This is a genomic window from Flexivirga sp., from assembly GCF_035551235.1.
Taxonomy (GTDB): Bacteria; Actinomycetota; Actinomycetes; order Actinomycetales; family Dermatophilaceae; genus Flexivirga.
Genome location: NZ_DASZNO010000021.1, coordinates 361,309 through 374,209, shown reverse-complemented (window position 1 = coordinate 374,209; position 12,901 = coordinate 361,309). Strand labels below are relative to the sequence as shown.

Sequence of the window (12,901 nt, the reverse complement as noted above, 5' to 3'; positions counted from 1 at the left end):
GAAAAGATCAGCGACATGCTTCGTTGGTTGACTGCAGGTGAATCCCACGGGCCCGAGCTCACCGCCGTGATCGACGGCCTCCCCGCTGGAGTCAGCATCAGCGCGGGAGACCTCGCCGACTCACTGGCGCGGCGCCGGCTCGGCTACGGCCGCGGTGCGCGGATGAAGTTCGAGCAGGACAAGGTCTCCTTCACCGGAGGCGTTCGGCACGGCAGCACCCTCGGGTCCCCGGTCGCCATCACCATCGAGAACACCGAGTGGCCCAAGTGGCAGGCCGTGATGAGCCCGGAGCCGATCGACCCCGCGGCGCTCGCGGCGGCCGCCGACGTCGGCGCGTCCGGTGAGATCGCCCGCAACCGCCCGCTGACCCGGCCGCGGCCGGGTCACGCGGACCTGGTGGGCATGCAGAAGTACGGCTTCGACGAGGCGCGCCCGGTGCTCGAGCGGGCGTCGGCACGCGAGACCGCGGCCCGCGTCGCGCTGGGACGGGTGGCAGCCGCCTACCTGGAGCAGGCGCTCGGCATCCGGCTGGTGTCGCACACGGTCGCCATCGGCGGCGAGGAGGTCGCCGACGACGCACCGCTGCCCGGTCCGGACGATGTGGCGGCGCTGGACGCGGACCCGGTGCGCAGCCTGGACGCGGACGGCTCGGCGCGGATGGTCGCCGTGATCGACGCGGCCAAGAAGGACGGCGACACCCTCGGCGGGGTCGTCGAGGTGCTGGCGTATGGCGTGCCACCGGGCCTCGGCTCGCACGTGCACGGCGACCGGCGGCTCGACGCCCAGCTGGCCGGTGCGCTGATGGGCATCCAGGCGATCAAGGGTGTCGAGGTCGGCGACGGCTTCCGCACCGCCGCTCGGCGCGGATCGGCGGCGCACGACGAGATCGTCCGTGCGGACGACCGGATCCGGCGCGAGACCAATCGCGCCGGCGGCACCGAGGGCGGTATGTCGACCGGCGAGGTGCTGCGGGTGCGCGCCGCGATGAAGCCGATCTCGACGGTGCCGCGCGCCCTGCGGACCGTCGACGTCGCCACCGGCGAGGAGGCCACCGCCATACACCAGCGATCGGATGTGTGCGCCGTCCCTGCTGCGGGCGTCGTCGCGGAGGCGATGGTCGCGCTGGTTCTCGCGCAGGTCGCGTCGGAGAAGTTCGGTGGCGACAGTGTGGCCGAGGTCGCGCGCAACCACCGGGCCTACCTCGCAGCGATCCCGGAGCTGCTTCGATGAGCGCCGACCGAGCCGAGGATCGCAGCGAGGTACGAGCGAGGACCGGAGGCGAGGGAAGAGGCGCGACAGAGGGAGTGGCCGCCCCCGCCGTCGTCCTGATCGGCCCGCCCGGAGCAGGCAAGACCACCGTCGGGCGACTGGTCGCGCAGCAACTCGACCTGGCGTTCACCGACACCGACGAACTCATCGAGACCGAGCAGCAGATCTCGATCTCGGACATCTTCGTCGAGCACGGCGAGGCGCGCTTTCGCGAGCTGGAGACCGACGCGGTGGCACACGCAGTGACCGGTGGCGGCGTGGTCGCGGTGGGCGGCGGCGCGCCGATGACTCCGGCGACCGCGCAGTTGCTCGAGACGCTGCCGGTGGCGTTCCTGAGTGTTGCGATCGCGGACGCGGCCGGGCGGATCGGCCTGACCGGTGCGCGCCCGCTCCTCGCGGTCAACCCGCGCGCGACCTGGACCCGGCTGATGGGGGAGCGGCGCCCGACCTACGAGCGGCTCGCGTCCTGGGTCGTCGAGACCGGTGGGCGCAGCGCCGAGGACGTGGCGGCGGAGGTTGTTGCGAAGGTGCGTGGATTGTGAGCGCCGACCGAGCCGAGGATCGCAGCGCAGCGAGGACCGGAGGCGAGGGTGGAGGCGCGACCGAGAGCGTGAGTGATACCAAGGTGATTCGGGTCGGCGACGACTACGACGTGGTCATCGGGCGGGGCGTGCTGGACGAGGTCGTGTCGCGCGTGCCCGACGGTGCGCAGCGGGTGCTGATCGTGCATGCGCCGGTGATGGCCGACGCTGCGGCCCGCCTTGCGGAGCAGGCCGGCGCACGTGGTCTGCAGCCCACCAGCGCGGAACTGCCGGATGCCGAGGCCGCCAAGACGGCCGACGTCGCGGCGCGGCTGTGGTCGGTGCTGGCAGAGGCAGGGTTCACCCGCACCGACGCGGTGATCGCGCTCGGCGGGGGAGCGACGACCGACCTGGGCGGCTTCGTGGCGGCGACCTGGCTGCGTGGTGTGCCGGTCGTGCAGGTGCCGTCGACGGTGCTGGGCATGGTCGACGCCGCGGTCGGGGGCAAGACCGGGATCAACATCGCCGAGGGCAAGAACCTCGTCGGTTCCTTCCACCCGCCGGCGGCCGTCGTCTGCGACCTGGATCTACTGCGGACGCTGCCGCGGGCGGACCTGATCGCGGGGCTGGCCGAAGTGGTGAAGTGCGGCTTCATCTCCGACCCGGAGATTCTCCGGCTGGCGGCCGACCCGGCTGCGGTGACCGACGTCGACGGTGCTGTGCTGCCGGAACTCATCGCCCGGGCGGTCCAGGTCAAGGCCGACGTCGTCGCCTCCGACCTGCGCGAGGCTGGGCTGCGGGAGATCCTCAACTACGGGCACACCTTCGCGCACGCGGTCGAGCAGGTCTCCGGCTTCAGCTGGCGGCACGGCGACGCCGTCGCCGTCGGGATGATGTATGTCGCAGAGCTCGCCCGACGTTCCGGTCTGATCGACGATGCACTGGTCGCCCAGCACCGAGAAGCGTTGCAGGCGTTGGGATTACCCACGTCATACAGCGTTGACGGTGACGTGGACCAGCGATGGAAGGACTTGCGCGCGGCGATGGGACGGGACAAGAAGACCCGTGGCTCGACGCTGCGCTTCGTGGCGTTGACCGCGGTCGGTGCGCCCACCCGCCTCGCCGGCCCCGACGAGGGTCTCCTGCGGGAGACGTTCGACGCCGTGCGTCAGGGTTCCTGAGCCGCACCGCCGGTCGGGCCCATCCGAGCGCACGCGCGGCGTAGCGTGAGGAGGGTGCAGCTGACAGCGGTCCGCGCCGACATCACCACCCTGACGGTGGATGCCGTTGTGAATGCTGCCAATTCGTCGCTCATGGGCGGCGGGGGAGTCGACGGCGCGATCCACCGTGCGGGTGGGCCGGACATCCTGCGCGAGTGCCGGGAGTTGCGTGACTCGCACTATCCGGACGGGCTACCGACCGGACAGGCGGTGGCGACGACCGCGGGCGAGCTGCCGGCGCGATGGGTCATCCACACGGTCGGGCCGGTGTTCTCACGACGGGAGGATCGCTCGGCGCTGCTCGCCGACTGTTATCGCAATTCATTGCGGGTCGCGGGCGAGATCGGTGCCCGAACGGTCGCTTTTCCGGCGGTCTCCGCGGGCATCTATGGCTGGCCCATGGACGACGCGGCGCGGATCGCCGTACGGACGGTGCGCGGCAGTTCGACGGCGCTGGACGAGGTCACCTTCGCACTCTTCTCCGCGGACGCACTGGCGGCTTTCGAGGCTGCGCTGGCGGACGTGTGAACGAACCCGGCCCGGTGAGCCGCTAGACTTGTGACCTCCCGCCGCTTTGCGCGGCTGCCCCACGCCCTGACGCAGGCAGCTCGTGTCGCGGCGCGTCATACGTCCTGAGCGCCGACGGGCGTCCGTCGATCCGAAAGAGAAGAGCGAAACGTGGCATCCACCAACGACCTGAAGAACGGCCTGGTGCTGAAGATCGACAACCAGCTGTGGTCCGTGGTCGAGTTCCAGCACGTCAAGCCCGGCAAGGGCCCGGCGTTCGTGCGCACCAAGCTGAAGAACGTGCTGTCCGGCAAGACCGTCGACAAGACGTTCAACGCGGGCGTCAAGGTGGAGACGGCCAGCGTCGACCGCTCGGACATGCAGTACCTCTACAACGACGGCACCGACTACATCTTCATGGACACCAAGACCTACGACCAGCTGCCGATCTCGGCCGCCGTCGTGGGCAAAGCCGCCGACTACCTGCTGGAGAACCAGGAAGCCATCGTCGCGCAGCACGACGGCTCGGTGCTGTATGTCGAACTGCCCGCGTCCGTCGTGCTGGAGATCAGCCACACCGAGCCGGGCCTGCAGGGCGACCGTTCGTCCGGTGGCACCAAGCCGGCGACCCTGGAGACCGGTGCCGAGATCCAGGTGCCGTTGTTCCTGGAGCAGGGCACCAAGGTCAAGGTCGACACCCGCGACGGTTCCTACCTGGGCCGCGTCAGCTGACGATGCCGCAGATGCCGGAGACATCCCGCGACGCGACTGCTCGCCGCGGCTCGCGCAGCAAGGCTCGCAAGAAGGCGCTCGACCTGCTCTTCGAGGCCGAGCAGCGCGGTGTCAACGCCCGTGAGCTGGTCGACCAGCGGGTCGACGTGCCCACCACGCAGACGCCGCTGCCGGACTACACCGTGCAGATCGTGCGCGGCGTCGTCGACCACTGGGGTGCGATCAACGACGCCCTGCAGACCTACAGCACGAGCGACTGGCCGCCGGAGCGGATGCCCGCGGTCGACCGCTCGTTGCTGCGCGCCGCGACCTGGGAGCTGGTGTGGGCCGACGGCGTCGACGCTCCGGTCGTGATCTCCGAGGCCGTGAAGCTGGCCCAGGAGCTGTCGACCGACAGCTCGCCGAAGTTCGTCAACGGCCTGCTCGACAAGATCGCCGCAGTCAAGCAGTCGCTCGTCTGACGGAGCCGATCCGGTGACCGGAGGGTCGTAGCGGGTATGACGGCCGAACTCCAGCGCACCCGTGAGTCGGTCGTGCCTGCCGCGCACAGCCCGCGGTGGGCGGTCGTCGACCTGGTGCGCGGCATCGCGATCGTGGCGGTCGTCGCTTTCCACCTGACCTGGGACCTCGGTGACCTCGGTCTGATCTCGTGGCGGATCAGCGCCGATCCGGCCGGCAAGGTCATTGCGCACGCGATCGCCGGCTCGTTCCTGTTCCTGGTCGGCGTCTCGCTGGTGCTGGCCCATCGGCGCGGGATCCGGTGGCGTTCCTTCTGGCGGCGCGAGGCGCAACTCGTGCTGCTGGCGCTGGCCATCACTGCGTTCAGTGCGGTCCACCAACCGCGCGAGATCGTCACCTTCGGCATCCTGCACGCCATCGCGCTGGTCTCGGTGCTGGCGCTGCCCGCGGTGCGGGCGCCGCGCCGGGTTGCGTGGCTGCTCGCCGCGATCGCCGTCGCGCTCCCGTGGCTGGTCCACCTGCCGGGTCGCTCGCCCTGGATCTCCTGGACCGGCCTGGCCGACGGCACCGAACCGGCGCTGGACTGGCAGCCGGTGCTGCCCTGGATCGCACTGACCTTCGTGGGGATCGGTGTGATGCGCTCGCTCGTGTTGCGGGCCGACACGGCGGCGGTGCCGCGGCTGCAGGGGTGGCGGCCGGCGCCCGGACCACGGTCCTGGTTGGGCGTGCTCGGGCGCCATACGCTCGCGATCTATGTGCTCCACCAACCGATCCTGTATGGCGCGCTCTCGCTCGTCGCCTGACCGGCAGGTGGACGTGGTGCAGGCCACACCCTGCGCAGCGCTATCCTTGCCGCGTTCGACATCCTTTAACGATTCCGTCCTGTGAGGCGGCGAAGGAGGTCTACGACGCATGGAGCGTCCAGACTCTGCTGCACCCGCGCCCGACGAGGCATCCGCCCCGGGCCGCATAGTTCTCAATTCCTCCGACATCTCCCGTGCCCTGCGACGCATCGCGCACGAGATCGTCGAGCACAACAAGGGCGTGCAGGACCTCGTCGTCCTCGGCATCCCGACGCGAGGGCAGGCCCTCGCACACCGGATCGTCGCGCTGTTGCGTGAGATCGAGGGTGCCGACGTGCCGGTCGGTTCGCTCGACACGACGATGTACCGCGACGACCTGCGCAGCCAGCCGACGCGTGCGGTCGGCGCCACCACGATCCCCGACGGCGGCATCGACGGGAAGATCGTCGTGCTCGTCGACGACGTGCTCTACTCCGGTCGCACCGTGCGTGCCGCACTCGACGCCCTGGGCGACCTCGGCCGCCCGCAGGCCGTCCGGCTGGCCGTCCTGGTCGACCGTGGACACCGCGAGCTGCCGATCCGCGCAGACCACGTCGGCAAGAACCTCCCGACCGCCCGGGCCGAACGGGTCAGCGTGCGCCTGGCCGACCCGGACGGCGTCGAGGAAGTCCGCATCGCGGAAGGACTCTCATGAAGCATCTGTTGTCGGCGGCGGACCTCAGCCGTGACGACGCCCGCCAGATCCTGGAGACCGCCGCGCAGATGCACGACGTGCAGCAGCGCGAGGTCAAGAAGCTGCCGGTGCTGCGCGGCCGCACCGTCGTGAACCTCTTCTTCGAGGACTCCACTCGCACGCGCTCCTCGTTCGAGATCGCCGGTAAGTGGCTGTCCGCCGACGTCATCAACGTGTCGGCGAAGGGCTCGTCGGTGAGCAAGGGTGAGTCGCTGCGGGACACGGCCATGACGGTCGCCGCGATGGGGGTCGACGCCCTCGTCATACGCCACCATGCCAGCGGTGCGCCCCTGCAGGTGACCGACTGGGTGGACGCCGCGATCATCAATGCCGGCGACGGCACCCACGAGCACCCCACGCAGGCGCTGCTGGACGCCTACACGATGCAGGCCCGGCTCGGCGATCTCGCCGGCAAGCGGATCGGCATCATCGGCGACCTCACCCACTCGCGGGTCGTGCGCAGCAACCTGATCCTGCTGCGCACGCTCGGCGCCGACGTCACCCTGGTCGCTCCGCCCACGCTGATGCCCAGCGGCATCGCGGATTGGGCTGCTGCTGAAGGGTTCTCGTACAACTACGACTTCGACGAAGTTCTCCCGAAGCTGGACGCGGCCATGATGCTGCGCGTCCAGAAGGAACGTATGACGGGAGGCTTCTTCCCGACACCACGCGAATACACCGTCGGCTACGGCCTCACCCGTGACCGGTTGCGCGCACTGCCCGAGCACGCCGTGATCTGCCACCCCGGTCCGATGAACCGCGGTCTGGAGATCACCGCCGACGCCGCGGACGAAGCCCGATCACTCATCCTCGACCAGGTGTCGGCCGGTGTCGCGGTGCGGATGAGTGTCCTCTACCACTTGCTCGGAGGGGCGGAACAACAAGCATGAGTGACAACCACTACCTCATCAAGGGCGCCGACCTGCTCGGCGCCGGCCGGCAGGACCTGCTGGTCAGGGACGGTGTGATCGCCGAGGTCGGCACCGTGACCGCCGGCGACGCCACCGTGATCGACGCGGACGGCCTCATCGCGCTGCCCGGCCTGGTCGACCTGCACACCCACCTGCGGGAGCCCGGTCGCGAGGACGCCGAGACGGTCGCCACCGGATCCGCGGCCGCTGCCGCCGGCGGTTACACCGCGGTCCTCGCGATGGCCAACACCAACCCGGTGACCGACACGGCCGAGGCCGCCGAGCGGGTGCTCGATCTCGGCCGCGCGTGCGGGCTGGTCGACGTGCAGCCGGTCGGGGCGGTCTCCAAGGACCTCGCCGGCGCGGAGCTCGCCGAGCTCGGCCTGATGGCACGCAGCCGCGCCGCGGTGCGCGTCTTCTCCGACGACGGCAAGTGCGTGCACGACGCGCGGCTGATGCGCCGCGCACTGGAATACGTGAAGACCTTCGGTGGTGTCGTGTCCCAGCACGCCCAGGAACCCCGGCTCGCGGACAGCAACGCCTGCTGCCACGAGGGCGAGTTGTCCGGCCGGCTCGGCCTGCCCGGGTGGCCGGGTGTGGCAGAGGAGGTCATCGTCGCGCGCGACGTGATGCTGGCTCGCCATACCGGCTCGCGGGTGCACATCGCGCACGTGTCCACGGCAGGCTCGGTCGAGGTGTTGCGCTGGGCGAAGGCGCAGGGCATCGCGGTGACCGCCGAGGTCACTCCCCATCACCTGATGCTCGACACGACCCGGCTCACCGACTACGACCCGACCTTCAAGGTCAACCCGCCGCTGCGCCCGGCCGAGGACATCGCCGAGCTGCGGAAAGCCCTGGCGGACGGAACGATCGACGCAGTCGCGACCGATCACGCACCGCACGCCCGGCACGACAAGGAGCACGCCTTCGCCGAGGCGGCCTTCGGGATGCTCGGCCTCGAGCAGGCGGTCCAGGTCGTCAACACCGTCATGGTGCAGCCCGGCCTGATGAGCTGGGCACAGGTGGCTGCAGCGATGTCGACGACGCCGGCGCGCATCGCCGGACTGACCGGGCACGGACGCGCGCTCGCCGCCGGCGAACCCGCCAACATCACCCTCATCGACCCGGCCGCAACGGTCGAGGTCGACCGCGCCGACTCGCGCTCGCTGTCGCGGAACAACCCATGGCACGCCATGACACTCACCGGCCGGGTGCAGTCCACGCTGCTGCGTGGCCGGCCCACGCTGCTCGACCAGGAGGTCCCCGTATGACGACCCACATCGATCCGCTGACCGGCCGCGGCCGCGCGACGCTGGTGCTCGAGGACGGCACCGTCTTCGACGGCCAGGCGTATGGCGCCATCGGCGAGACCTTCGGCGAGGCCGTCTTCTCCACCGGGATGACCGGGTACCAGGAGACGCTGACCGACCCCAGCTATCACCGCCAGGTGGTGGTGATGACGGCGCCGCACATCGGCAACACCGGTGTGAACGATGAGGATTCGGAGTCGCGGCGCATCTGGGTGAGTGGCTACGTCGTGCGTGACCCCTCGCCGCGACCGTCCAACTGGCGCTCGCAGCGCACGCTCGAGGACGAGCTCGCCGAGCAGGGCGTCGTCGGGATCTGCGGCATCGACACCCGGGCGCTGACGCGGCACCTGCGGGAGTCCGGTGCCATGCGCGTCGGCATCTTCTCCCGCACCGGGGACTCCGCCAAGGCACTGACCCAGCGGGTGCGTGAGCAGCCGCAGATGGCCGGCGCCGAGCTCGCCTCCGAGGTCAGCACCGATGAGACCTATGTCGTGCCGGCCCAGGGGGAGCGGCGCTTCACGGTCGCAGCCCTCGACCTCGGCATCAAGGCGATGACACCGCAGCGGCTGGCCGAGCGCGGCATCGAGGTGCACGTGCTGCCGGCGGACAGCACCTTCGAGCAGATCCGGGCGGTGCAGCCGGACGGCGTCTTCTTCTCCAACGGCCCGGGTGACCCCTCGACCGCTCCGCAGGTCGAGGTGCTGCAGCAGGTGCTCGAGGCCGGGATCCCGTTCTTCGGCATCTGCTTCGGCAACCAACTGCTCGGCCGCGCACTCGGCTTCGGCACCTACAAGCTGAAGTACGGCCACCGCGGGATCAATCAGCCCGTGCTCGACCGCACGACCGACAAGGTCGAGGTCACCGCACACAATCACGGCTTCGCGGTCGATGCACCACGCGACGGTGAGCCGGTGCAGGCACCCGCGGGCGAGTCGTTCGGCAGGGTGCGTGTCTCGCACATCTGCCTCAATGATGACGTGGTCGAAGGGCTGGAATGCCTTGACATTCCGGCGTTCTCGGTCCAGTACCACCCCGAGGCCGCCGCTGGTCCACACGATGCGGCATACCTCTTCGACCGGTTCGTGGGACTTCTGGAGTCCAAGAAGGAGAACAAGTAATGCCGAAGCGGGACGACATCAAGAGTGTCCTGGTGATCGGCTCCGGCCCGATCGTCATCGGGCAGGCGTGCGAGTTCGACTACTCCGGCACCCAGGCGTGCCGGGTGCTGCGCGAAGAGGGCCTGCGCGTGGTGCTGGTCAACTCCAACCCGGCGACGATCATGACCGACCCGGAGTTCGCCGACGCGACCTACGTCGAGCCGATCACCCCGGAGGTCGTCGAGTCGATCATCGCCAAGGAGCGCCCCGACGCCGTCCTGGCGACCCTGGGCGGGCAGACCGCACTCAACACCGCCATCGCGCTGCACGAGGCCGGGGTGCTGGACAAGTACGACTGCCCGCTGATCGGCGCGAGCGTCGAAGCGATCCAGCTGGGTGAGGACCGTGAGCGGTTCAAGGGCGTCGTCGAGCGCTGCGGCGCCGAGTCCGCGAAGTCGATCATCTGCCACACCATGGACGAATGCATCGCTGCCGCAGGTGAACTCGGCTACCCGATGGTGGTGCGCCCGTCATTCACCATGGGTGGTCTCGGCTCCGGTTTCGCGTATGACGAGACGGACCTGCGCCGCATCGCGGGCGCCGGCCTGCACGCCAGCCCGACCACGGAGGTGCTCCTGGAGGAGTCGATCCTGGGCTGGAAGGAGTACGAGCTCGAGGTCATGCGGGATCACGCCGACAACGTCGTGGTCGTCTGCTCCATCGAGAACGTCGACCCGGTCGGAGTGCACACCGGTGACTCGATCACGGTCGCACCGGCGCTGACCCTGACCGACCGCGAATACCAGCAGATGCGCGACATCGGCATCGCGGTCATCCGCGAGGTCGGGGTGGAGACCGGCGGCTGCAACATCCAGTTCGCGATCGACCCGGAGAACGGCCGGATCATCGTCATCGAGATGAACCCGCGCGTGTCCCGCTCCTCGGCATTGGCTTCCAAGGCAACGGGATTCCCGATCGCGAAGATCGCCGCTAAGATGGCGATCGGTTACACGCTGGACGAGGTGCCCAACGACATCACCTGGGAGACCCCGGCCAGCTTCGAGCCGACGCTCGACTACGTCGTGGTCAAGGTGCCGCGCTTCGCGTTCGAGAAGTTCCCGGCGGCCGACCCGACGCTCACCACGACGATGAAGTCGGTCGGTGAGGCGATGGCGATCGGCCGCAACTTCACCGAGGCCCTGCAGAAGGCGCTACGGTCGCTCGAGCGCAGCGGCGCGACGTTCCACTGGGACCCGGACAACGCGCCGAGCCGCGAGATGGGACAGGCGCTGCTGGAGCAGGCCGGCACCCCGACCGATGGCCGAATCGTGTTGGTGCAGCAGGCTCTTCGCGCAGGCTTGACGGTCGAGGAAGTCTTCGACGGCACCAAGATCGACCCGTGGTTCCTCGACCAGATCCAGCTGATCAACAAGATGGCCGGCATCATCGCAGACGCCGACCAGCTCACCCCCGAGTTGCTGCGACTGGCCAAGCGGCACGGTTTCTCCGACCAGCAGATCGCCCAGCTGGCCGACATGCCCGAGGCCGTCGTACGCGGCCTGCGCTACGCCCTCGGCGTGCGACCGGTCTACAAGACCGTCGACACCTGCGCGGCGGAGTTCGCGGCGCAGACGCCGTACTACTACTCCAGCTATGACCAGGAGTCCGAGGTGCTGCCGCGGGAACGGCCCGCAGTGCTCATCCTGGGTTCCGGGCCGAACCGCATCGGTCAGGGTGTCGAGTTCGACTACTCCTGTGTGCACGCGTCATTCGCCTTGCAGGACAAGGGTTTTGACACGGTCATGGTCAACTGCAACCCCGAGACCGTGTCGACCGACTACGACACCTCCAGCCGTCTCTACTTCGAGCCGCTGACGCTGGAGGACGTGCTCGAGGTCGTGCACGCGGAGCAGCAGGCGGGTCCGGTCGCCGGTGTCATCGTGCAGCTCGGCGGTCAGACACCACTCGGTCTCGCGCAGGCGCTCAAGGACGCCGGTGTGCCGATCGTCGGCACCACACCCGAGGCGATCGACCTCGCCGAGGATCGCGGAGCCTTCGGCCGGGTGCTCGCCGAGGCCGATCTGCCGTCGCCGAAGCACGGCACGGCATACAGCGTCGACGAGGCACTCGCCGTCGCCCACGAGATCGGCTATCCGGTGCTGGTCCGCCCGTCATACGTGCTGGGCGGCCGTGGCATGGAGATCGTCTATGACGACGCCACGCTGAACGACTACGTCACCCGGGCGACGCACGCATCCAGTGAGCACCCGGTGCTGGTCGACCGCTTCCTGGACGACGCCATCGAGATCGACGTCGACGCAGTGTTCGACGGCACCGACATGTACCTCGGCGGCATCATGGAGCACATCGAGGAGGCCGGTATCCACTCCGGTGACTCGGCCTGCACCCTGCCGCCGGTCACGTTGGGAGCCGAGGAGATCGAGCGGGTGCGCACCTCCACCCGCGCGCTCGCGGAGGGCGTCGGGGTGCGCGGCCTGATCAACGTGCAGTACGCCCTGGCGCACGACACCCTGTACGTCCTGGAGGCCAACCCGCGGGCGAGCCGCACCGTGCCGTTCGTCGCCAAGGCGACCGGTGTGCCGCTGGCGAAGGCGGCAGCCCGCGTGATGCTGGGTGAGTCGATCCAGCAGCTGCGCGACGACGGCCTCCTGCCGCCGGTCGGTGACGGCGGCATGCTGCCGGCCGAATCGTCCATCGCGGTCAAGGAAGCGGTGCTGCCGTTCAAACGGTTCCGGACCCACGACGGCGATGTAGTCGACAGCCTGCTCGGCCCGGAGATGCGCTCGACCGGTGAGGTCATGGGCTTCGACGACGATTTCGGCGCGGCCTTCGCCAAGAGCCAGTTGGGTTCGATCACGGGTCTGCCGCGTGAGGGCTCGGTCTTCGTCTCGGTCGCCAACCGCGACAAGCGGGCGGTCATCTTCCCGGTGAAGCGACTTGCCGATCTCGGCTTCAGCATCCTGGCCACGGCGGGTACCGCAGGTGTGTTGCGACGCAACGGGATCCAGGCGACCGTGGTGCGCAAGCACAGCGACGGGCCGGGTGCGAACGGCGAGCCCACGATCGTCGACCGGATCCAGACCGGGGACGTCGCGATGGTCGTCAACACCCCCTCCGGGCAGGGCGCTCGCGCCGACGGCTACGCCATCCGGGCTGCCACCACGAGCATGGACCGGCCGATCATCACGACGGTGCAGCAGCTCGCCGCAGCGGTGCAGGGCATCGAGGCGCAGCTGGCCGGACCGTTCCGGGTGAAGCCGTTGCAGGCGCACGCGCGCGATCTGGACCTCTACGGTCGCGGCCGCGGCTGAGCGGGAA

The 12,901-nt window shown here is 69.6% G+C and carries 12 protein-coding genes; all 12 read left to right on the top strand.

The window, feature by feature from the left end:
- Nucleotides 1–15 precede the first annotated feature (15 nt).
- The 12 genes from aroC to carB all read left to right on the top strand — a co-directional run bounded on the left by aroC (nucleotide 16) and on the right by carB (nucleotide 12,894).
- Nucleotides 16–1,230 (top strand): chorismate synthase, encoded by a 1,215-nt coding sequence (gene aroC / locus VG502_RS06975; RefSeq protein ID WP_325549303.1) that lies wholly within the window; start codon nucleotides 16–18, stop codon nucleotides 1,228–1,230.
- Entirely contained in the window at nucleotides 1,227–1,811 is a 585-nt protein-coding gene (locus tag VG502_RS06970; protein WP_325549302.1) for a shikimate kinase, read from the top strand. Before aroC ends, VG502_RS06970 begins: the two co-directional genes overlap by 4 nt.
- Before the next feature lie 68 nt (nucleotides 1,812–1,879).
- Nucleotides 1,880–2,971: a 3-dehydroquinate synthase gene (gene aroB / locus VG502_RS06965; protein WP_325549301.1), complete on the top strand. Its 1,092-nt coding sequence runs from the start codon at nucleotides 1,880–1,882 to the stop codon at nucleotides 2,969–2,971.
- A 54-nt stretch (nucleotides 2,972–3,025) separates the two neighbouring features.
- Entirely contained in the window at nucleotides 3,026–3,538 is a 513-nt protein-coding gene (locus tag VG502_RS06960; RefSeq protein ID WP_325549300.1) for an O-acetyl-ADP-ribose deacetylase, read from the top strand.
- 150 nt (nucleotides 3,539–3,688) lie between these two features.
- On the top strand, nucleotides 3,689–4,249 hold the full coding sequence (gene efp, locus VG502_RS06955; RefSeq protein WP_325549299.1) for an elongation factor P: 561 nt from the start codon (nucleotides 3,689–3,691) through the stop codon (nucleotides 4,247–4,249).
- Nucleotides 4,250–4,260: 11 nt separating this feature from the next.
- Nucleotides 4,261–4,710, top strand: coding sequence for a transcription antitermination factor NusB (gene nusB / locus VG502_RS06950; protein ID WP_325549298.1), 450 nt, complete (start codon nucleotides 4,261–4,263; stop codon nucleotides 4,708–4,710).
- Between the two features lie 36 nt (nucleotides 4,711–4,746).
- Nucleotides 4,747–5,511, top strand: coding sequence for an acetyltransferase domain-containing protein (locus VG502_RS06945; protein WP_325549297.1), 765 nt, complete (start codon nucleotides 4,747–4,749; stop codon nucleotides 5,509–5,511).
- A gap of 109 nt (nucleotides 5,512–5,620) precedes the next feature.
- Nucleotides 5,621–6,205, top strand: a complete 585-nt coding sequence (gene pyrR, locus VG502_RS06940) for a bifunctional pyr operon transcriptional regulator/uracil phosphoribosyltransferase PyrR (protein ID WP_325549296.1) — start codon at nucleotides 5,621–5,623, stop codon at nucleotides 6,203–6,205.
- The gene (locus VG502_RS06935) at nucleotides 6,202–7,134 is read left to right on the top strand and encodes an aspartate carbamoyltransferase catalytic subunit (RefSeq protein WP_325549295.1); all 933 of its coding nucleotides are present in this window, start codon (nucleotides 6,202–6,204) and stop codon (nucleotides 7,132–7,134) included. Before pyrR ends, VG502_RS06935 begins: the two co-directional genes overlap by 4 nt.
- Entirely contained in the window at nucleotides 7,131–8,426 is a 1,296-nt protein-coding gene (locus VG502_RS06930) for a dihydroorotase (RefSeq protein WP_325549294.1), read from the top strand. Before VG502_RS06935 ends, VG502_RS06930 begins: the two co-directional genes overlap by 4 nt.
- Nucleotides 8,423–9,583: a glutamine-hydrolyzing carbamoyl-phosphate synthase small subunit gene (gene carA, locus VG502_RS06925; RefSeq protein WP_325549293.1), complete on the top strand. Its 1,161-nt coding sequence runs from the start codon at nucleotides 8,423–8,425 to the stop codon at nucleotides 9,581–9,583. Before VG502_RS06930 ends, carA begins: the two co-directional genes overlap by 4 nt.
- Entirely contained in the window at nucleotides 9,583–12,894 is a 3,312-nt protein-coding gene (carB, locus tag VG502_RS06920; protein ID WP_325549292.1) for a carbamoyl-phosphate synthase large subunit, read from the top strand. The genes carA and carB overlap by 1 nt, the downstream gene beginning before the upstream one ends.
- The last annotated feature ends 7 nt before the right edge of the window (nucleotides 12,895–12,901 follow it).

Excerpts from the sequence above, each read along its gene's own strand:
- carA (WP_325549293.1), top strand. The coding sequence starts at position 8,423 with ATGACGACCCACATCGATCCGCTGACCGGCCGCGGCCGCGCGACGCTG.
- aroC (WP_325549303.1), top strand. The coding sequence starts at position 16 with ATGCTTCGTTGGTTGACTGCAGGTGAATCCCACGGGCCCGAGCTCACC.
- carB (WP_325549292.1), top strand. The coding sequence starts at position 9,583 with ATGCCGAAGCGGGACGACATCAAGAGTGTCCTGGTGATCGGCTCCGGC.
- VG502_RS06935 (WP_325549295.1), top strand. The coding sequence starts at position 6,202 with ATGAAGCATCTGTTGTCGGCGGCGGACCTCAGCCGTGACGACGCCCGC.
- VG502_RS06945 (WP_325549297.1), top strand. The coding sequence starts at position 4,747 with ATGACGGCCGAACTCCAGCGCACCCGTGAGTCGGTCGTGCCTGCCGCG.
- nusB (WP_325549298.1), top strand. The coding sequence starts at position 4,261 with ATGCCGGAGACATCCCGCGACGCGACTGCTCGCCGCGGCTCGCGCAGC.
- VG502_RS06970 (WP_325549302.1), top strand. The coding sequence starts at position 1,227 with ATGAGCGCCGACCGAGCCGAGGATCGCAGCGAGGTACGAGCGAGGACC.
- VG502_RS06930 (WP_325549294.1), top strand. The coding sequence starts at position 7,131 with ATGAGTGACAACCACTACCTCATCAAGGGCGCCGACCTGCTCGGCGCC.
- pyrR (WP_325549296.1), top strand. The coding sequence starts at position 5,621 with ATGGAGCGTCCAGACTCTGCTGCACCCGCGCCCGACGAGGCATCCGCC.